This is a genomic window from Pseudomonas sp. P129 (assembly GCF_020312195.1).
Lineage (GTDB): Bacteria > Pseudomonadota > Gammaproteobacteria > Pseudomonadales > Pseudomonadaceae > Aquipseudomonas > Aquipseudomonas fragariae.
The window spans coordinates 210,654-229,354 of the sequence record NZ_JAGPYS010000006.1; the positions used below are offsets into that span (position 1 = coordinate 210,654).

Here is an 18,701-nt window from a genome sequence, read left to right on the forward strand (position 1 = left end):
AAACCTAGCGCCCGAACTCGCTGCGGCGCTGACGTAGCCATTCCAGGTCCTCGGGGCGAGTGACCTTGATGTTATCCGAGCGCCCCTCGATCAGGCGGGGCGACTGCCCTGCCCACTCGATGGCCGATGCCTCATCGGTGATGCTGACGTTGGAGACCAGGCTGTCCGCCAGGGCGCGATGCAGGGCCCCAAGACGAAACATCTGCGGCGTGAACGCTTGCCAGACCAGGCTGCGATCCACAGTCTCAAGCACGCGACCGCTGCTGTCGGCACGCTTGAGCGTATCGCGGGCCGGCACGGCCAGCAGGCCGCCGACAGGATCATCGGCCAGCTCGCCGAGCAGATTATCCAGATCACTGCGCGCCAGATTCGGACGCGCAGCGTCATGAACCAGCACCCAGTCATTGTCACTGGCGCCCTGCGCATGCAGGTGCAGAAGCGCGTTGAGCACCGAGCCTGAGCGCTCGCTGCCGCCGTCCACGCGCTGGATGCGAGTGTCATGCGCGCAGGGCAATGCCGCCCAGTAAGGGTCGTCCACAGCCAGACTGATCACCAACCCCTTGAGACGGGGGTGATCGAGAAAACAAAGCAGGCTGTGTTCCAGAATTGTCAGGCCGCCCAGTGACAGGTATTGCTTGGGACGGTCGGCTGCCATGCGAGCACCAATGCCCGCTGCAGGTATCACCGCCCAGAAGGCAGGAAGAAAGTCTTTCATCGCACCAACTTGATTATTGCGCGAGCTGGTAAAGGGTTTCGCCGTCCTTGACCATGCCCAATTCATGTCGGGCACGCTCTTCGACGGTTTCCAGACCTTTTTTCAATTCCATGACCTCGGCATCAAGCACGCGGTTGCGCTCCAGCAGCACCTGATTTTCAGCGTGCTGGTCGGCAATCTGCTGAGTCAGGCTGGCCACTTGCGCGAGGCTTCCGTTACCGACCCAAAGGCGGTACTGCAAGCCAGCCAGCAACAGGAGCAGGACGAGGAACAACCAGTTAGGACTGCGCATTGAAATATCAGGTACCCAGTAAAAAAGACAGCAGAGCCAACGTGAACAACAAACGACTGAGGGCATTGAGCCTGACATAAGCCAGGCTCAATCACTCCAGATTACCGCGGAGCGTCAGCATCGGAGCTGCACAGGCGAGTCAGGGAACCCGAATCCGTGCAGCACTCTGCGTCTTTTTACCATCTATGGCTCAGCCGCGAAACTCGGCACGACCACGATACACAGCCTTGGAGCCCAATTGCTCCTCGATGCGCAGCAATTGGTTGTACTTGGACACGCGATCGGAGCGGCACAGCGAACCGGTTTTGATCTGACCGGCAGAGGTGCCCACCGCCAGGTCGGCAATGGTCGAATCTTCGGTCTCGCCGGAACGGTGAGAGATGATCGCAGTATAACCGGCAGCCTTGGCCATCTGAATGGCTTCCAGGGTTTCGGTCAGCGTGCCGATCTGGTTGAACTTGATCAGGATCGAGTTGGCGATCTTCTTGTCGATGCCTTCCTTGAGGATCTTGGTGTTGGTCACGAACAGGTCGTCACCTACCAACTGGGTTTTCTCGCCGATCTTGTCGGTGAGGATTTTCCAGCCATCCCAGTCGGACTCGTCCAGACCGTCTTCAATGGAAATGATCGGGTGTTTGCGAGTCAGCTCGGCAAGGTATTCGGCAAACTCGGCAGAGCTGTACTCGCCCTCTTCGCTCAGCTTGTACTTGCCGTTCTTGTAGAACTCGCTCGCTGCGCAGTCCAGCGCCAGAGTCACGTCAGTGCCCAACGTGTAACCCGCATTGGCAACCGCCTCGGCGATGGCGTCGAGCGCTTCCTTGTTGGACGCCAGGTTAGGCGCGAAGCCACCTTCGTCGCCCACTGCGGTGTTCAGGCCACGCGCCTTGAGAACCGCCTTGAGGTGATGGAAAATCTCGGTGCCCCAGCGCAGGCCTTCAGCGAAGGACTTGGCGCCGACAGGCTGGATCATGAATTCCTGGATGTCGATGTTGTTATCGGCATGCTCGCCACCGTTGATGATGTTCATCATCGGCACCGGCATGGAATACACGCCCGGTGTGCCATTGAGGTTGGCGATGTGCGCGTACAGCGGCAGGTCCTGATCCTGTGCCGCTGCCTTGGCAGCTGCCAGGGAGACTGCGAGGATGGCGTTCGCGCCCAGGCTTGCCTTGTTTTCGGTGCCGTCCAGCTCGATCATCGCGTGATCCAGCGCCTTCTGGTCAACCGGATCCTTGCCCAGCAGCAGGTCGCGGATCGGACCATTGATATTGGCAACAGCCTTCAGAACGCCCTTGCCCATGTAACGGCTCTTGTCGCCATCACGCAGCTCCAGCGCTTCGCGCGAGCCGGTTGAAGCGCCAGACGGCGCGCAGGCGCTGCCGATGATGCCGTTATCGAGGAGCACATCTGCTTCAACGGTTGGGTTGCCACGGGAGTCAAGAACTTCACGACCTTTGATGTCAACGATTTTTGCCATTGTTGTAAACACTCCAGGATTGACGAAAACGACGCAGCGGGAAAACGATGTTCACAGTCAGGCGCAAAAACCGGCAGCCCTGAATGTGACAACCCCGTCACGAATGACGGGGAACGGCACTTTACCGGAGAACCCTGCTCAAGCGGTCTCTACGATCGGAAAACTTTTGACAAGTTCATCCAGTGACTTGAGCTGGGCCAGGAACGGCTCCAGCTTGTTCAGACGCAGGGCACATGGCCCGTCGCATTTGGCGTTGTCAGGGTCCGGATGGGCTTCAAGGAACAGACCGGCCAGATTCTGACTGATGCCGGCCTTGGCCAGGTCCAGCACCTGGGCGCGGCGGCCGCCGGCAGAATCGGAACGACCGCCCGGCATCTGCAGGGCGTGGGTTACGTCGAACAGGATCGGGTACTCGAACTGTTTCATGATGCCGAAGCCAAGCATGTCCACGACCAGGTTGTTGTAACCGAAGCTGGAACCCCGCTCACAGAGAATCAACTGATCGTTACCGGCCTCTTCGCACTTGGTCAGGATGTGTTTCATTTCCTGGGGTGCAAGGAACTGGGCTTTCTTGATGTTGATGATCGCGCCGGTTTTCGCCATCGCCACAACCAGATCGGTCTGCCGCGACAGGAAAGCCGGCAGCTGAATGATGTCGCAGACTTCGGCCACCACGGCAGCCTGATGAGGCTCGTGAACATCGGTGATCAGCGGCACGTTGAAGGTGCGCTTGATCTCTTCGAAAATACGCATGCCTTCTTCAAGGCCCGGCCCGCGGTAGGAGTTCACCGAAGAGCGGTTGGCCTTGTCGAAGCTGGCCTTGAACACGTAAGGGATACCGAGCTTTTCGGTGACCTTTACGTATTCTTCACAGACCTGCATGGCCATATCCCGGGATTCGAGTACGTTCATGCCGCCGAACAGCACCATTGGCTTGTCGTTGGCGACCTCGATCGAACCTACGCGGATGATTTTCTGAGCCATGTCTGCAGTCCCTGTCAGGAATTTTTCTGATGTTGAGCCAGTGCCGCCTTGACGAAACCGCTGAACAGCGGATGACCGTCACGGGGCGTGGAGGTGAATTCCGGGTGGAACTGGCAAGCAACGAACCATGGATGATCCGGTGCTTCGACCACTTCAACCAGCGCGCCGTCGCCGGAGCGACCGGAAATCTTCAGGCCGGCCTCGATCAGTTGCGGTAACAGGTTGTTGTTCACTTCGTAACGATGCCGATGACGTTCGACGATCACGTCCTTGGTGTAGCAATCGTGAACCAGCGAACCGGCTTCAAGCTGGCACTCTTGCGCACCCAGACGCATGGTGCCGCCCAGATCGGAGCTTTCGGTACGGGTTTCGACCGCGCCGGTGGCGTCTTCCCATTCGGTGATCAGCCCCACCACAGCGTGTGCGCTGGTGCGGTCGAACTCGGTGGAGTTGGCGTCTTTCCAGCCCAGCACGTTACGCGCGAACTCGATGACTGCGACCTGCATGCCCAGGCAGATGCCCAGATACGGAACCTTGTTCTCACGGGCGAACTGAACGGCCGTGATCTTGCCTTCCACGCCGCGCAGACCGAAGCCACCCGGAACCAGGATCGCATCCACGCCTTCCAGCAGGCCGGTGCCCTGGTTTTCAATGTCTTCAGAGTCGATGTAGCGCAGGTTGACCTTGGTGCGATTGGTGATACCGGCGTGGCTCATGGCTTCGATCAACGACTTGTAGGCGTCGAGCAGTTCCATGTACTTGCCGACCATCGCGATGGTCACTTCGTGCTCCGGGTTGAGCTTGGCGTCGACAACCTTGTCCCACTCGGACAGGTCGGCACCGCCACATTGCAGGCCGAAGCGCTCGACCACAAAATCGTCCAGGCCTTGCGAATGCAGAATGCCCGGGATCTTGTAGATGGTGTCCGCGTCTTCGAGGGCGATGACTGCACGCTCTTCGACGTTGGTGAACTGAGCGATCTTGCGACGCGAAGAAACGTCGATCGGGTGATCGGAACGGCAGACCAGCACATCAGGCTGCAGGCCGATGGAGCGCAATTCCTTCACCGAATGCTGGGTCGGCTTGGTCTTGGTCTCGCCGGCAGTGGCGATATACGGCACCAGCGTCAGGTGCATCAGCATCGCGCGGCGCGCGCCGACTTCGAAACGCAACTGGCGGATGGCTTCAAGGAACGGCTGGGACTCGATGTCACCCACCGTGCCGCCGATCTCGACCAGCGCCACGTCGGCATCGCCTGCACCCTTGATGATGCGGCGCTTGATTTCATCGGTGATGTGCGGGATGACCTGAATGGTCGCGCCCAGGTAATCACCACGGCGCTCTTTGCGCAGGACGTGCTCGTACACACGGCCGGTGGTGAAGTTGTTGTTCTGGGTCATGGTGGTGCGGATGAACCGCTCATAGTGACCAAGGTCCAGGTCGGTCTCGGCGCCGTCGTGAGTGACGAACACCTCACCGTGCTGGAACGGGCTCATGGTGCCTGGGTCCACGTTGATGTAGGGATCCAGTTTGAGCATGGTGACCTTGAGTCCCCGCGCCTCCAGGATGGCCGCCAATGAAGCCGAGGCAATGCCTTTCCCCAATGAAGAAACAACACCGCCCGTGACGAAGATGTAGCGCGTCATGAAAAACCCTAGAAGTCTGCGTTAAAGCGGTCAGAGCCGCCGGGGATAGCGAAGGAAGGCCGAAGCCCCCGATTACCGACAAAATTCACGGTGCACTCCCGAAACTGCTGCGTTGAAACCGACCGGCCGAAGCCAGTGTGGTGTGCGCTACATTTTAAGAATTACCCAGTAAATACTGGTTGGTAACCGGCAACTCATGTCGTTTCAAAAGAGCCGACAGAAGCTGTATCAAGAAGGGAGCGTAGTCTACCTGAAAGGGCCTTTCAGCTCAAACTTTGGTCGCCGGTCGGCGCAACCCAGCGCAAACGCCAGTTTTCATTGGGCGAACCGTCCAGCCCTGGCAGGTTGGCGACCGCCAGCAGCACGTTATCGAGGTACAGCAGCGGCAATCTGCCGCGCAGAAACGCCGGCACTGCCTGCTCGTTGAGCAAGCGCTTGAGGTCACGGCTGCCACGCCCGTCCAGGCGTAACACTTCACCGCCCTGCCGATAGCGGACTTGCAGACACCCCGACGGCGCCTCGCCTTGCAGAACCACGCGGCCATTACCGGGAAGGAGCAGCGCCGCGCCAGGGTCTGACCAGTCCATTGTCTGATGACCGAGCGGCTCCCAGCCAGCGGGCACCCACCAGAGGCAGCCCTGCGCCCTGTGCAGCGCTCCATCGGCGAGCCGCCACAGCGGACCCGCGTCCTGCGCCGCATCGCGCAACGCCTCCCAGCCGGCCCAGTGATCGGTGTCCGGCAGGCGCGTCAGCGGTGCAAGCCAGTGACGCAGTGCATTGCGCTGCCGGGCTGCGGACAATGCGGCAATCGGCCCAAGACTCAATACCGGCAGGCCAATCCAAGCGAACGACGTTGCAGCCTGGGCATGGGCAATATCCTGCAGCGCAAGCTCGTCCAGCAATTGCTGCGCTTCGCCAAGGTGACGTGCGGTTCGCGCCAGACTGGCCGCTGCCTGTGGCCATCGGGAGGTCAGCAACGGCAGTACCTGACTGCGCAGAAAATTGCGCGAGAACTGCTGATCGTCATTGCTGGGATCTTCGATCCAGTTCAGCCCGTGCCGATGCGCGTAATCCTCCAGCTGCATTCGCGACATATCCAGGAGCGGCCTCACCAGGTGCCCACACCCCAGCACCCGCTGATCGGGCATCGCAGCCAGACCGCGTACGCCTGCGCCGCGCAGCAGACGGAACAACAGGGTCTCGGCCTGATCATCGCGATGCTGCCCCGTCAGCAGCACCTCGCCCTCACCCAGCCGCTCGCTGAACGCGCTGTATCGCGCCTGCCGGGCCGCCTGCTCGAGACTTGCACCCGGCTCGACCTGAACACGAACCGACTCGAATGCCACACCGAGCGTCCTGCAGACCTGCTGACAATGCTCTGGCCAGGCATCGGCAGCGGGCTGCAGACCGTGATGCACGTGGATGGCGTTTAGCGCAGGCAGGGTTTCGCGACTGGCGAGCTCAGCCAGAAGATACAAAAGCACGGTTGAGTCGAGGCCGCCGGAGAAACCGACATGCCAGACAGGCGCATTGCGCCAGGGGGCCAGGACTTGAAGAAGCCTGACAGAAAGATCATGACCGGTGCGTGAGGGGGTGGTCATGGGTGTTTTCACCGGCCTGACGGGTTCGCACACTAACGGCTTCAGTGCTCGAACCCGCCCTTTCGCGAACAGGTTCGCTCCCACGCCCTTCGGGCAGAAGCCCGCAAGACGTGGAAACAATCGGGGCGACGCAGCTTACAGACCGTAGCTCATCAAGCGGTCATAACGGCGGGCCAGCAGTTCGTCGTTATCGAACTCCTTGAGCATCGCCAGCTGACTGCTCAGCTCTTCACGAATCAAGGCAGCGGCGGCTACCGGGTCACGATGCGCGCCACCCAGTGGTTCGGCGATGACCTTGTCGACGATACCCAGGCCTTTCAGGCGATCAGCGGTGATGCCCATGGCTTCGGCAGCATCCGGGGCCTTCTCGGCGGTCTTCCACAGAATCGATGCGCAGCCTTCCGGAGAGATCACCGCGTAGGTCGAATACTGCAGCATGTTCAACTGGTCACAGACACCAATCGCCAGCGCACCACCGGAACCGCCTTCACCGATGACGGTAGCGATGATCGGCGTCTTGAGACGGGCCATCACGCGCAGGTTCCAGGCAATGGCCTCGCTCTGGTTGCGCTCTTCCGCGTCGATACCCGGATAGGCGCCCGGCGTGTCGATAAAGGTCAGGATCGGCATCTTGAAGCGCTCGGCCATCTCCATCAGACGGCAGGCCTTGCGATAGCCTTCGGGGCGCGGCATACCGAAGTTGCGACGAACCTTCTCGCGCACTTCACGACCTTTCTGATGACCGATGACCATGACTGGCTGGTTGTCCAGACGGGCAATACCGCCGACGATCGCCGCATCATCGGAGAAATGACGATCACCGTGCAGCTCATCGAACTCGGTAAAGATGTTTTCGATGTAGTCCAGCGTGTAGGGACGACGCGGATGGCGCGCCATGCGCGCGATCTGCCAGCTGGTCAGGTTGCCGAAGATGCTTTCGGTGAGCGTCTTGCTCTTGTCTTGCAGCCGGGAGATCTCGTCGCCGATGTTCAGCGAGTTGTCGTTACCCACCAAGCGCAGTTCTTCGATTTTGGCCTGCAAGTCAGCGATAGGCTGTTCGAAATCAAGAAAATTCGGGTTCATAGGCATCCGTCTTGGGTCGACGGCCAAGAGGCCGGCCGGTTGATCCGTCTGCGCCGTTCCTGTTCGGAACCGGCGCGTTCAGGTCGAAATTAAAATTCAGGGTTGAGCGCAAGTCGCGCCTGCGGCGTTCAACGATACTGGAGAAAGACGTTCTCACGTCCGAACTGGTCACGCAGAGCTTGAATCAAGCTGTCCGCAGGATCAATCCGCCATGCTTCTCCCAATTGCAGCAATGCACGGGCGTCCTGCCCCGTGTAGTCCACCGTGATCGGACAGGCACCGCGATGGCGCTTGCACAGATCGCCCAGCCAGCGCAGCCGGTCGCCCTTGAGCGCTTCGGCACGCACCGTCACACGCAGGCTCTCGGCCAGATTGGTGCGGGCATCCTCGATACTCATGACACGCTTGGCGCGCAGGCGCAGCCCGCCGGAGAAGTCATCATTACTGACTTCGCCCTCGACCACCACCATAGCATCGGTCTGCAACAGTGACTGAGCCGAATGGAAGGCTTCGGCAAACAGCGACGCCTCGATGCGCGCCGAGCGATCGTCCAGGGTAATGAACCCCATCTTGTCGCCCTTCTTGTTCTTCATGACGCGCAGGGCAATGATCAGACCTGCCACCGTCTGAGTGTCTCTTGCCGGCTTGAGATCGATGATCCGTTGCCGGGCGAACCGGCGGATCTCGCCTTCATATTCATCGATCGGATGCCCGGTCAGGTACAGCCCCAGGGTTTCCTTCTCGCCACGCAGACGATCCTTGAGGCTCAGCTCGCGGGTCTTGCGATGGTTGGCGTAGACATCGGCATCCGCTTCGACGAACAGGCCGCCGAACAGGTCCGAGTGACCACTGTCGCGACTGCGCGCCGTCTGCTCTGCTGCCTGAATGGCTTCTTCCAGTGCGGCAAGCAGCACCGAACGGTTACGGTCGATATTGGCCTGATAGGCCTTGGGCTCCAGTTCGAAGTACGGCCCGAGGCGATCCAGCGCACCGCTGCGAATCAGCCCATCCAGGGTTCGCTTGTTGACCCGCTTGAGGTCGACGCGGGCGCAGAAGTCGAACAGGTCCTTGAACGGCCCGTTCTGGCGCGCGTCGGTAATCGCCTCGACCGGCCCCTCGCCTACCCCCTTGATCGCACCAAGGCCATAAAGAATGCGGCCATCGTCACTTACCGTGAACTTGAACTCCGAGGTGTTCACGTCCGGCGCATCGAGGCGCAGCTTCATCGTGCGCACTTCTTCGATCAAGGTCACGACCTTGTCGGTGTTGTGCATATCCGCCGACAATACCGCCGCCATGAACGGCGCCGGGTAGTGAGTCTTCAGCCAGGCAGTCTGGTACGACACCAGCCCGTAGGCCGCGGAGTGGGACTTGTTGAAACCGTAACCGGCGAACTTTTCCACCAGGTCGAAGATGTTACCGGCCAGGTCCGGGTCGATATTATTGGTCTTGCAGCCATCGATGAAACCACCGCGCTGCTTGGCCATTTCCTCGGGCTTTTTCTTACCCATGGCACGACGCAGCATGTCCGCACCGCCAAGGGTGTAACCGGCCATGACCTGGGCGATCTGCATCACCTGTTCCTGATACAGGATGATGCCGTAGGTCGGTGCCAGTACCGGCTTGAGGCCTTCGTACTGGTAATCGACGTGCGGATAGGACAGCTCGGCGCGACCGTGTTTACGGTTGATGAAGTCGTCGACCATGCCCGATTGCAGCGGGCCGGGACGGAACAGGGCCACCAGTGCGATCAGGTCTTCCAGACAGTCGGGCTTGAGCTTTTTGATCAGCTCTTTCATGCCGCGCGACTCGAGCTGGAACACTGCCGTGGTCTCGGCGCGCTGCAGCAACTGATAAGTCGGCATGTCATCGAGCGGAATGAACGCGATGTCCAGCGGTTCTTCGTTGACCTTGGCGCGGTCGCGGTTGATGGTCTTGAGTGCCCAGTCGATGATGGTAAGGGTACGCAGACCGAGGAAGTCGAACTTCACCAGTCCCGCAGCCTCGACATCGTCCTTGTCGAACTGGGTCACCAGACCGTCACCGGCCTCGTCGCAATAGATCGGCGAGAAGTCGGTCAGCTTGGTCGGGGCAATAACCACACCACCGGCGTGCTTGCCGACGTTACGCACAATGCCTTCGAGCTTGAGCGCCATCTCCCAGATTTCCGCAGCTTCCTCATCGACCTTGAGGAAATCGCGAAGAATCTCTTCCTGCTCGTAGGCTTTTTCGAGGGTCATGCCGACCTCGAACGGGATCATCTTCGACAGACGATCAGCCAGCCCGTAAGACTTGCCCTGCACCCGCGCCACGTCACGCACCACCGCCTTGGCGGCCATGGAACCGAAGGTGATGATCTGGCTGACCGCGTTGCGACCGTACTTCTCGGCCACATATTCGATCACCCGGTCACGACCATCCATGCAGAAGTCGACGTCGAAGTCGGGCATGGAAACCCGTTCCGGGTTCAGGAAGCGTTCGAACAGCAGGTCATATTCCAGCGGGTCGAGGTCGGTGATCTTCTGCACATAGGCAACCAGCGACCCGGCACCCGAACCACGACCCGGCCCCACCGGTACGCCGTTGCTCTTGGCCCACTGGATGAAGTCCATCACGATCAGGAAGTAACCGGGAAAGCCCATCTGGATAATGATATCCAGCTCGAAATTCAGCCGGTCGACATACACCTGACGCTTGGCTTCGTAATCTTCGGTCGTGTCCTTGGGCAACAGGACTGCAAGACGCTCTTCGAGGCCGTCGAAGGAGACCTTACGGAAATACTCATCAATGGTCATGCCATCGGGAATCGGGAAGTTGGGCAAGAAGTGCGTGCCCAGCTTGACGTCGATGTTGCAGCGCTTGGCAATCTCGACGGTGTTTTCCAGCGCCTCCGGCAGATCGCTGAACAGTTCGGCCATTTCTTCCGGACTTTTCAGGTATTGCTGATCGCTGTAGTTGTGCGAGCGACGCGGGTCGTCCAGCGCACGCCCTTCACCGATGCACACACGGGTTTCGTGAGCTTCGAAATCGGCCTGTTTGATGAAGCGCACATCGTTGGTCGCCACCAGCGGTGCACCGTGACGCTCGGCCAGGGCCACCGCAGCGTGCAGATGTTCTTCGTCATTGGCGCGGTTGGTGCGCTGCACTTCGATATAGAAGCGGTCAGGAAAGACTTCCAGCCACTCGCGCAGCAGTTCGTCAGCCTCCCCCGGATTGCCGCCGAGCAAGGCCATGCCGATCTCGCCTTCCTTGGCCGCAGAAAGCGCAATCACGCCTTCACTGGCCTGCGCGACCCACTGACGCTGAATGACGATCTGACCGTTGCGCTGGCCTTCGATAAAGCCTCGGGAAATCAGCTCGGTCAGGTTACGGTAACCCTGGGCATTCATGGCCAGCAGGCTGATGCGGCTGAGCGCGGCATCTTCGTCCCTGCCCGCCAGCCACAGGTCGACACCGCAGATCGGCTTGATTCCGGAGCCCTGGGCGGCCTTGTAGAACTTGACCAGCGAGCACATGTTGTTCTGGTCGGTCACCGCCACGGCGGGCATGTTCATGCCGGTCAGCGCCTTGATCAACGGTTTGACCCGGACCAGACCGTCAACCAGCGAATATTCGGTGTGCAGGCGTAGATGAACGAAAGAAGCCAGCATGGTGATCCTATAAAACGCGAAAATACAAAAAACGAAGGGCAGGATTGTAGCTGGCCCGGAGTGAAACGTCAGTCCTGCAGCAACCCGACTGAAGGCGAAATCGAGCCGCCCATCATTATCGTTGCGCGCGCTTCATGGGCTGCACGCACCGGAGCGAAGGAACGCCGATGAATGGGCGTCGGCCCGAGCCGGGCCAGTGCTTCCAGATGCACCGGGGTAGGATAACCCTTGTGCCCACCGATGCCATAACCCGGATAGATGAGTTCGAACGCTGCCATTTCCCGATCTCGACTCACCTTGGCAAGAATCGAGGCGGCAGCTATGGCAGGCACCTTGGAGTCACCCTTTACCACCGGCGCCGAGGGCACCGACAACTGCGGGCAGCGGTTGCCGTCGATAAGCGCCAGTCTGGGCGTGATACTCAACCCCTCAACGGCGCGCTGCATGGCCAGCATCGTGGCGTGGAGGATATTCAGCTGGTCGATCTCTTCGACTTCAGCCCTGGCAATGAACCAGCACAGGGCTTTCTCCTGAATTTCGACGTAGAGCTTTTCGCGCCTGGCTTCGGTCAGTTTCTTCGAGTCATTGAGACCGAGAATGGGCCTGGTCGGGTCGAGAATGACGGCGGCGGTTACCACGGCACCGCACAGCGGGCCGCGACCCACTTCATCAACACCCGCCACCAGGTCCTCGACGAGGGTAAAATCCAGACCTGTTTGCATCATGGGCGACCTCACAGTGAAGGCGACCGTCCGAGCAGGCTCAATACCGCATCGGCGGCCTGATTGGACGCATCGCGGCGCAGGATCCGGTGAATGGCATCAAAACCGGCGGTTTGCTCGCGACCGTCGTCGATCAATGGCAGCAGCGTACGCGCCAGGGCTTCTGGCGTAGCGTCGTCCTGCAGCAGCTCAGGCACCAGCAGACGCTGGGCCAGCAGGTTGGGCAGCGACACGTAAGGGCTTTTGACCATTCGCTTGAGTATCCAGAAGGTCAGCGGCGCCAGGCGATAGGCAACCACCATGGGGCGCTTGTAAAGCAGCGCCTCCAGGGTCGCGGTGCCGGAGGCTATCAGTACCGCATCGCACGCGGCCAGAGCAACATGCGACTGGCCGTCGAGCAGCGTGACGGGCAGATCACGCCCCTGCAGCAACTGCTCCACCTGAGCCCGTCGCTGCGGGCTGGCGCAGGGCAGTACGAAGCGCAGCTCTGGGCGCCGGGCAAGCAGCCGCTCGGCCGTGTCGAAAAACAACCCGCCCAGACGCCCCACTTCACCGCCCCGGCTGCCCGGCATCAGCGCGACAACCGGCGTCTCCTGCGCCAATCCCAGGCCTGCGCGAGCACCTGCACGATCAGACTCCAGAGGGATGGTGTCTGCCAGCGGATGACCGACAAAACGCACCGGCACGCCCTGCTCTTCGTAGAAACGCGCTTCGAATGGCAACAGGGTCAGCATCAGGTCACAGCCTTCACGAATCTTCAGCACACGCTTCTGACGCCAGGCCCAGACCGACGGGCTGACGTAGTGCACAGTCTTGATCCCGGCGCGACGTAGCTGAAGTTCGATATTGAGCGTGAAGTCAGGCGCGTCAATGCCGATGAAGACGTCCGGCTTTTCATTGATCAGGGTCTGGACCAACAGCTTGCGCCGGGCCAGCAGCTCGCGCAGTCGCCCGAGCACTTCAACCAGCCCCATCACCGACAGGCGCTCCATCGGGAAGGAGGACTGCATGCCTTCGGCTTCCATCAACGGACCGCCGACACCAATGAAGCGGATGTCGGGATGGCGCACCTTGAGGGCACGCATCAGACCGGATCCGAGGATATCGCCGGATGCTTCACCCGCGACCAGAGCGATACAGAGTGGACTGGTCATGGTTAGCGAATGATGCCGCGGGTCGACGTCTGAATGGACTGAAGAAATACGGCCACTTCAGGAAACTGCGCCGCAGGCTCTGCCAGATCGGCCAGCGCCTGACCGATGGTCAGCCCCTGGCGATAAACCGTCTTGTAGGCTCTGCGCAGCGCATGAATGGCTTCTTCGGAGAAGCCGCGGCGGCGCATGCCCTCGAAGTTCATGCTGCGCGCCTCGGCCGGGTTGCCAAAGACCGTGACGAACGCCGGTACATCCTTGCCGATCGCAGTGCCCATGCCGGAGAAGCTGTGCGCACCGATGTGGCAGAACTGATGGACCAGGGTAAAGCCGGACAGGATCGCCCAGTCATCCACGTGAACGTGGCCTGCCAGGGCAGTATTGTTGACCAGAATCACGTGGTTGCCGATCACGCTGTCATGCCCGATATGGGCATAGGCCATGATCAGGTTGTGATCGCCCAGCGTGGTTTCGGCACGGTCCTGAACGGTCCCGCGGTGAATGGTCACGCCTTCGCGGATCACGTTATGATCGCCGATGACAAGACGGGTTTCCTCGCCCTTGTATTTCAGATCAGGCGTGTCCTCACCCACCGATGAAAACTGGTAGATGCGGTTGTGCTTGCCGATTCTGGTTGGCCCCTTGAGGACAACGTGAGGACCGACGACTGTACCCTCGCCAATTTCCACACCGGGTCCGATGATCGACCAGGGGCCGACCTCAACATTGTCGGCCAGAACGGCCGTCGGATCGATGATTGCGCGAGGGTCAATCAAACTCATAGTTTGCGTTCCGCACAAATGATTTCGGCAGAGCAGACTGCCTTGCCATCAACGGTAGCCTTGCATTCGAACTTCCAGATCTGACGCTTGCTGCTCAGGAATTTCGCCTCGAGAACCAGTTGGTCGCCCGGCAGAACCGGCTGACGGAAACGCAGTTTGTCCGAACCGACGAAATAATAGAGCGTGCCGTCCGACGGCTTGGAGTCGAGCATCTTGAACGCGAGGATACCTGCAGCCTGTGCCATCGCTTCGATGATCAGCACGCCCGGCATGATGGGATGCTCAGGGAAGTGACCGTTGAAAAAAGGCTCGTTGACGCTGACATTCTTGTAGGCGCGAATGTTCTTGTTCTCGATATCCAGCTCGGTCACGCGATCCACCAGCAGGAACGGGTAACGATGAGGCAGGTATTCGCGAATTTCTTTGATGTCCATCATTTCGAGGGGAAGCCTGTAGTAAAGATTAGGAGTGCGTCGCGACTGCGCAGCACCCCTCTACATCAAGGAGGCAGTTTATCGACTGAGCACGCTTGATATTAAAAAGGTATCAGCCATCAGATGAGCGATTATCAGCGCAGGTCACCGTCTCTATGGCCTTTTCAAGCTTTTGCAGACGTCGCGCCATATCATCGATTTTGCGCAGACGAGCTGCACTCTTGCGCCACTCGGCGGCCGGCTGCATGGCCGTACCGGACGAGTACGAACCCGGCTCGGTGATGGAATGCGTCACCATCGTCATGCCGGTGATGAAAACGCCATCACAAATCTCGATATGCCCCACCAGACCGACACCTCCAGCCAGCATGCAATGCTTGCCGATTTTGGTGCTTCCGGAAATGCCGACACACGCAGCCATCGCCGTGTGGTCGCCAATCTGAACGTTGTGAGCAATCTGAATCTGGTTATCCAGTTTCACGCCATTGCCGATGCGTGTGTCAGCCAGTGCACCGCGATCGATCGCCGTATTGACGCCGATCTCGACGTCGTCACCCAGGGTGACGCCACCGATTTGTGCGATTTTCTGCCAGACACCCTTCTCGCTGGCAAAGCCGAAGCCTTCGCCGCCCAACACTGCACCCGACTGAATCACCACACGCTTGCCGATGCGCACATCGTGATAAAGCGTCACACGCGGTGCCAGCCAGCCGCCTTCACCGATTTCACAACGAGCGCCGATGAAGCAGTGAGCACCGATGGTGACACCTGCTGCAATGCGCACACCGCTCTCGATCACAGCAAAAGCGCCAACGCTGGCAGCAGGATCAATCAATGCATCCTCGGCAATCACTGCCGTCGGATGAACGCCGGCTACGCTTTTGGGCTTGGGGTCGAACAAATGCGAAATGCGGGCATAAGCCAGATAAGGATCCGGGACCAATAGCGCATCCCCGGCGTAGCTGTCGGCATCTGCGGGCTTGAGCAGCACGGCAGCAGCCTGGGCATCGGCCAGGAATTGACGGTATTTGGATTTTGCCAGGAAACTGATTTGACCAGGGCCGGCCTCTTGTAAAGAGGCCAGCCCGGTGATGTCCTTGTCCTTGTCGCCACGTAACGTGGCACCAAGGAACTCGGCCAACTGGCCGAGCTTGATGGTTATGCTCATGGTTACTTCAGCTGGTTCATGCGCTCGATGACCTGGCGAGTCACGTCATACTGTGGCTTGACGTCGATCACCGCACCGCGCTCGAAGACCAGGTCGAAACCACCTTTCTTGATGACTTCTTCTACAGCCTGATCCAGCTTGGGCTTCAACTGCTTGAGCATTTCACGGTCAGCAACGGCCTTGGCTTCGTTCAGCTCCTTGGACTGGAACTGGAAATCACGAGCCTTTTGCTTGAACTCAAGCTCCAGACGCTCGCGCTCAGGCTGAGCCATCTTGTCGCCACCGCTGACCAGACGATCCTGAATACCCTTGGCGCTGCTTTCCAGGCTTTTCAGCTTGGTCAGTTGCGGGCCGAACTTCTTCTCGGCGTCCACTGCGTAACGCTTGGCAGCGTCCGATTCCAGCAGGGCCATCTGATAGTTAAGTACCGCAATTTTCATGTCGGCGAATGCAGGGCTGGCGACCAGTACGGTGGCCAGCATTACCAGTTGAGTCAACTTACGCACAATACAACTCCTACAAAATTCGTTGCGTTATCAAAGATCAGACGCTTAGAAGGTCTGACCCAGGGAGAATTGGAAAACCTGAGTTTCGGCTTCGTCGTCCGGCTTCTTGATCGGCATCGCCAGCGCGAAGCTCAACGGGCCGAGTGCTGTGATCCAGGTGACGCCGATACCCACAGAGCTGGCCATGCCGGAAAGGTCGATGTTGTTGCACTCTACGGTCTTGTTGCTGGCAGTGGTCTTTTTCGAGTCACAATTGGTGTCGAACACGTTACCCACGTCCCAGAAAACAGACGTACGCAGCGAGCGCTGATCCTTGACGAATGGCAGCGGGAACATGACTTCTACGCCACCCTGAACCAGAGCGTTGCCACCGAACGGCAGTGGATCCTGGTCCGGATCGGCTATCGTTCCAGGCTTGCCACCTGGATTGCCCTCTCCGCGGCTTGGCGTACTGCGCGGACCAAGGGTGCTGTCCTTGAAGCCACGTACCGAGTTGAAGCCACCGGCGTAGTAGTTCTCGTAGAACGGCAGACCCGAGGTCGAACCATAGCCGTCGCCATAACCCAGCTCGGTGTGCAGGCGCAGAGTGTAGTTATCAGTGATCGGGTGGAAGTACTGAGCACGGTAATCCAGCTTGAAGAACGACAGGTCGCTACCCGGCAAGGTGGATTCGAACACCAGACTTTGCGAGTGACCACGGGTCGCCAGAACACCCTTGTTCAGAGTCGATTCAGACCAGCCAACCGAGCCCTTGAAGTTCAGGTACTTGTCGCCTTCCTTCTCGACGAAGTCGAAAATCTCGTCAACGGTGTACTTGCCGGTCTTGATTTCGTCCTGCTGCACGGTCAGACCGTAGGTCAGGCGCGAAGTCTCGCTGATCGGGTAGCCAAGGTTGATACCGGCACCCAGGCTGTCAACCGCATAGCTTGCAACATCAACGTCGAGGTCATCGTAGTTGGTGGTGCGATAGAACGCGCTGTAACCCAGGCTGACACCGTCCGGCGTGTAGTACGGATCGACGTAGCTGAAGTTGTAACGGCTCTGGTATTCGCTGCGGGTCAGGCCGATGCTGACCTTGTTACCGGTACCCAGGAAGTTGTTCTGGCTGATCGAACCACCAAGGATCAGACCGGCGCTTTGCGCAAAGCCGACGCTGGCGGTGATCGAACCGGACGCCTGCTCTTCAACGGCGTAGTTCACATCGACCTGATCGTCGGTGCCAGGAACAGGTGGCGTTTCGACGTTGACTTCCTTGAAGAAGCCCAGACGGTCCAGACGGGTTTTCGACTGGTCGATCAGGTAGGTCGATGCCCAGCCGCCTTCCATCTGGCGCATTTCGCGACGCAGCACTTCGTCTTCCGACTTGGTGTTGCCGCGGTAGTTGATACGGTTGACGTAGGCACGCTTGCCCGGGTCGACGACGAAGGTGATATCGACCGTGTGGTCTTCGTTGTTCGGTGTCGGCACGCCGTTGACGTTGGCGAAGGTATAGCCTTCGTTACCCAGACGGCGGGTGATCAGTTCGGACGTCGTGGTCATGACCTTGCGCGAGAACACCTGGCCCGGCTGCACCAGCAACAGGGATTTGACCTGATCTTCAGGGACCTTCAGGTCACCGCTGAGCTTGACCGACTTGACGCTGTACTTCTCGCCTTCATTGATGTTGACGGTGATGTACACGTTCTTCTTGTCGGGCGTGATCGACACCTGGGTCGAGGCGATATCCATGTTGATATAGCCGCGATCGAGGTAGTACGAACGCAGGCGCTCAAGGTCACCCGACAGCTTTTCACGGGCGTACTTGTCGTCATTCTTGAAGAACGACAGCCAGTTGCTGGTCTTGAGCTCGAACAGGTCGGTCAGGTCTTCGTCGGAGAAGACCTTGTTACCCACCACGTTGATGTGCTGAATGGAGGCTACGGTGCCTTCATTGATGTTGATCTTCAGGCCTACGCGGTTGCGCGGCTGAGGAACAACCTCGGCGTCAACCTCGGCAGAGTAACGGCCCTGGGCAACGTATTGACGTTGCAGCTCGTTACGCACGCCTTCGAGGGTGGCACGCTGGAAAATCTCACCTTCGGCCAGACCGGACTGTTTCAGCCCCTTCATCAGGTCCTCGGTGGAAATGGCCTTGTTACCCTCGATTTCGATACTCGCAACCGAAGGGCGCTCGACGACGTTGATGACGAGCACGTTGCCGTCGCGACCCAGCTGGATATCTTGAAAGAAACCGGTTTTAAACAGCGAACGGGTAGCATCGACCAAACGACCATCGTCCGCCTGCTCGCCTACGTTCAGCGGCAGTGCGCCAAAGACACTGCCGGCGGAAACCCGCTGCAGGCCGTTGACACGGATATCGGAGATGGTGAAGGACTCGGCGTGAACTTCAGCGATCATCAGTGCGGAAAGAACCGCAGTTAGCAGCAGACGTTTCATGAAGTCCTTTCTTATTCCAACTGGCAATAAACAAACTGCCGCAAAATGCGGCAG

General features: G+C 59.3%; 15 protein-coding genes. All 15 read right to left on the minus strand.

All coding sequences use genetic code 11. The features are described from left to right. Positions 1-4 precede the first annotated feature (4 nt). The 15 genes from ispD to bamA all read right to left on the minus strand — a co-directional run bounded on the left by ispD (position 5) and on the right by bamA (position 18,647). On the minus strand, positions 5-715 hold the full coding sequence (gene ispD, locus KBY02_RS16460) for a 2-C-methyl-D-erythritol 4-phosphate cytidylyltransferase (RefSeq protein WP_004406223.1): 711 nt from the start codon (positions 713-715) through the stop codon (positions 5-7). A 13-nt stretch (positions 716-728) separates the two neighbouring features. Continuing rightward, a complete protein-coding gene (ftsB, locus tag KBY02_RS16465; RefSeq protein ID WP_003314315.1) occupies positions 729-1,007 on the minus strand; it encodes a cell division protein FtsB in 279 nt (92 codons plus the stop codon). Positions 1,008-1,197: 190 nt separating this feature from the next. After that, positions 1,198-2,484: a phosphopyruvate hydratase gene (gene eno / locus KBY02_RS16470; RefSeq protein WP_003339565.1), complete on the minus strand. Its 1,287-nt coding sequence runs from the start codon at positions 2,482-2,484 to the stop codon at positions 1,198-1,200. A gap of 138 nt (positions 2,485-2,622) precedes the next feature. Then, on the minus strand, positions 2,623-3,468 hold the full coding sequence (kdsA, locus tag KBY02_RS16475) for a 3-deoxy-8-phosphooctulonate synthase (protein ID WP_058398425.1): 846 nt from the start codon (positions 3,466-3,468) through the stop codon (positions 2,623-2,625). 14 nt (positions 3,469-3,482) lie between these two features. Beyond that, positions 3,483-5,114 (minus strand): CTP synthase, encoded by a 1,632-nt coding sequence (locus KBY02_RS16480; RefSeq protein WP_003364819.1) that lies wholly within the window; start codon positions 5,112-5,114, stop codon positions 3,483-3,485. Between the two features lie 263 nt (positions 5,115-5,377). After that, complete coding sequence (tilS, locus tag KBY02_RS16485; RefSeq protein WP_225650621.1) at positions 5,378-6,715, minus strand: tRNA lysidine(34) synthetase TilS; 1,338 nt, start codon at positions 6,713-6,715, stop codon at positions 5,378-5,380. A 135-nt stretch (positions 6,716-6,850) separates the two neighbouring features. Further along, positions 6,851-7,798: an acetyl-CoA carboxylase carboxyl transferase subunit alpha gene (accA, locus tag KBY02_RS16490; protein ID WP_003364825.1), complete on the minus strand. Its 948-nt coding sequence runs from the start codon at positions 7,796-7,798 to the stop codon at positions 6,851-6,853. 128 nt (positions 7,799-7,926) lie between these two features. After that, positions 7,927-11,448, minus strand: coding sequence for a DNA polymerase III subunit alpha (gene dnaE, locus KBY02_RS16495; protein ID WP_225650622.1), 3,522 nt, complete (start codon positions 11,446-11,448; stop codon positions 7,927-7,929). Positions 11,449-11,516: 68 nt separating this feature from the next. Next, the gene (rnhB, locus tag KBY02_RS16500) at positions 11,517-12,170 is read right to left on the minus strand and encodes a ribonuclease HII (RefSeq protein WP_024639907.1); all 654 of its coding nucleotides are present in this window, start codon (positions 12,168-12,170) and stop codon (positions 11,517-11,519) included. Positions 12,171-12,181: 11 nt separating this feature from the next. Beyond that, on the minus strand, positions 12,182-13,324 hold the full coding sequence (gene lpxB, locus KBY02_RS16505) for a lipid-A-disaccharide synthase (RefSeq protein WP_024651769.1): 1,143 nt from the start codon (positions 13,322-13,324) through the stop codon (positions 12,182-12,184). Positions 13,325-13,326: 2 nt separating this feature from the next. Further along, entirely contained in the window at positions 13,327-14,103 is a 777-nt protein-coding gene (gene lpxA, locus KBY02_RS16510; RefSeq protein WP_003314305.1) for an acyl-ACP--UDP-N-acetylglucosamine O-acyltransferase, read from the minus strand. Next, complete coding sequence (gene fabZ / locus KBY02_RS16515) at positions 14,100-14,540, minus strand: 3-hydroxyacyl-ACP dehydratase FabZ (RefSeq protein ID WP_002554719.1); 441 nt, start codon at positions 14,538-14,540, stop codon at positions 14,100-14,102. The genes lpxA and fabZ overlap by 4 nt, the downstream gene beginning before the upstream one ends. 109 nt (positions 14,541-14,649) lie before the next feature. Continuing rightward, on the minus strand, positions 14,650-15,705 hold the full coding sequence (gene lpxD / locus KBY02_RS16520; RefSeq protein ID WP_096135099.1) for a UDP-3-O-(3-hydroxymyristoyl)glucosamine N-acyltransferase: 1,056 nt from the start codon (positions 15,703-15,705) through the stop codon (positions 14,650-14,652). Positions 15,706-15,707: 2 nt separating this feature from the next. Then, on the minus strand, positions 15,708-16,211 hold the full coding sequence (locus KBY02_RS16525; RefSeq protein WP_003314303.1) for an OmpH family outer membrane protein: 504 nt from the start codon (positions 16,209-16,211) through the stop codon (positions 15,708-15,710). 45 nt (positions 16,212-16,256) lie between these two features. Further along, a complete protein-coding gene (bamA, locus tag KBY02_RS16530; protein ID WP_096135100.1) occupies positions 16,257-18,647 on the minus strand; it encodes an outer membrane protein assembly factor BamA in 2,391 nt (796 codons plus the stop codon). Positions 18,648-18,701 lie beyond the last annotated feature (54 nt).

What these genes read in the sequence shown, in the direction of transcription:
- ispD (WP_004406223.1), bottom strand. Translation starts at nt 715, where the DNA reads ATGAAAGACTTTCTTCCTGCCTTCTGGGCGGTGATACCTGCAGCGGGC.
- ftsB (WP_003314315.1), bottom strand. Translation starts at nt 1,007, where the DNA reads ATGCGCAGTCCTAACTGGTTGTTCCTCGTCCTGCTCCTGTTGCTGGCT.
- eno (WP_003339565.1), bottom strand. Translation starts at nt 2,484, where the DNA reads ATGGCAAAAATCGTTGACATCAAAGGTCGTGAAGTTCTTGACTCCCGT.
- kdsA (WP_058398425.1), bottom strand. Translation starts at nt 3,468, where the DNA reads ATGGCTCAGAAAATCATCCGCGTAGGTTCGATCGAGGTCGCCAACGAC.
- KBY02_RS16480 (WP_003364819.1), bottom strand. Translation starts at nt 5,114, where the DNA reads ATGACGCGCTACATCTTCGTCACGGGCGGTGTTGTTTCTTCATTGGGG.
- tilS (WP_225650621.1), bottom strand. Translation starts at nt 6,715, where the DNA reads ATGACCACCCCCTCACGCACCGGTCATGATCTTTCTGTCAGGCTTCTT.
- accA (WP_003364825.1), bottom strand. Translation starts at nt 7,798, where the DNA reads ATGAACCCGAATTTTCTTGATTTCGAACAGCCTATCGCTGACTTGCAG.
- dnaE (WP_225650622.1), bottom strand. Translation starts at nt 11,448, where the DNA reads ATGCTGGCTTCTTTCGTTCATCTACGCCTGCACACCGAATATTCGCTG.
- rnhB (WP_024639907.1), bottom strand. Translation starts at nt 12,170, where the DNA reads ATGCAAACAGGTCTGGATTTTACCCTCGTCGAGGACCTGGTGGCGGGT.
- lpxB (WP_024651769.1), bottom strand. Translation starts at nt 13,324, where the DNA reads ATGACCAGTCCACTCTGTATCGCTCTGGTCGCGGGTGAAGCATCCGGC.
- lpxA (WP_003314305.1), bottom strand. Translation starts at nt 14,103, where the DNA reads ATGAGTTTGATTGACCCTCGCGCAATCATCGATCCGACGGCCGTTCTG.
- fabZ (WP_002554719.1), bottom strand. Translation starts at nt 14,540, where the DNA reads ATGATGGACATCAAAGAAATTCGCGAATACCTGCCTCATCGTTACCCG.
- lpxD (WP_096135099.1), bottom strand. Translation starts at nt 15,705, where the DNA reads ATGAGCATAACCATCAAGCTCGGCCAGTTGGCCGAGTTCCTTGGTGCC.
- bamA (WP_096135100.1), bottom strand. Translation starts at nt 18,647, where the DNA reads ATGAAACGTCTGCTGCTAACTGCGGTTCTTTCCGCACTGATGATCGCT.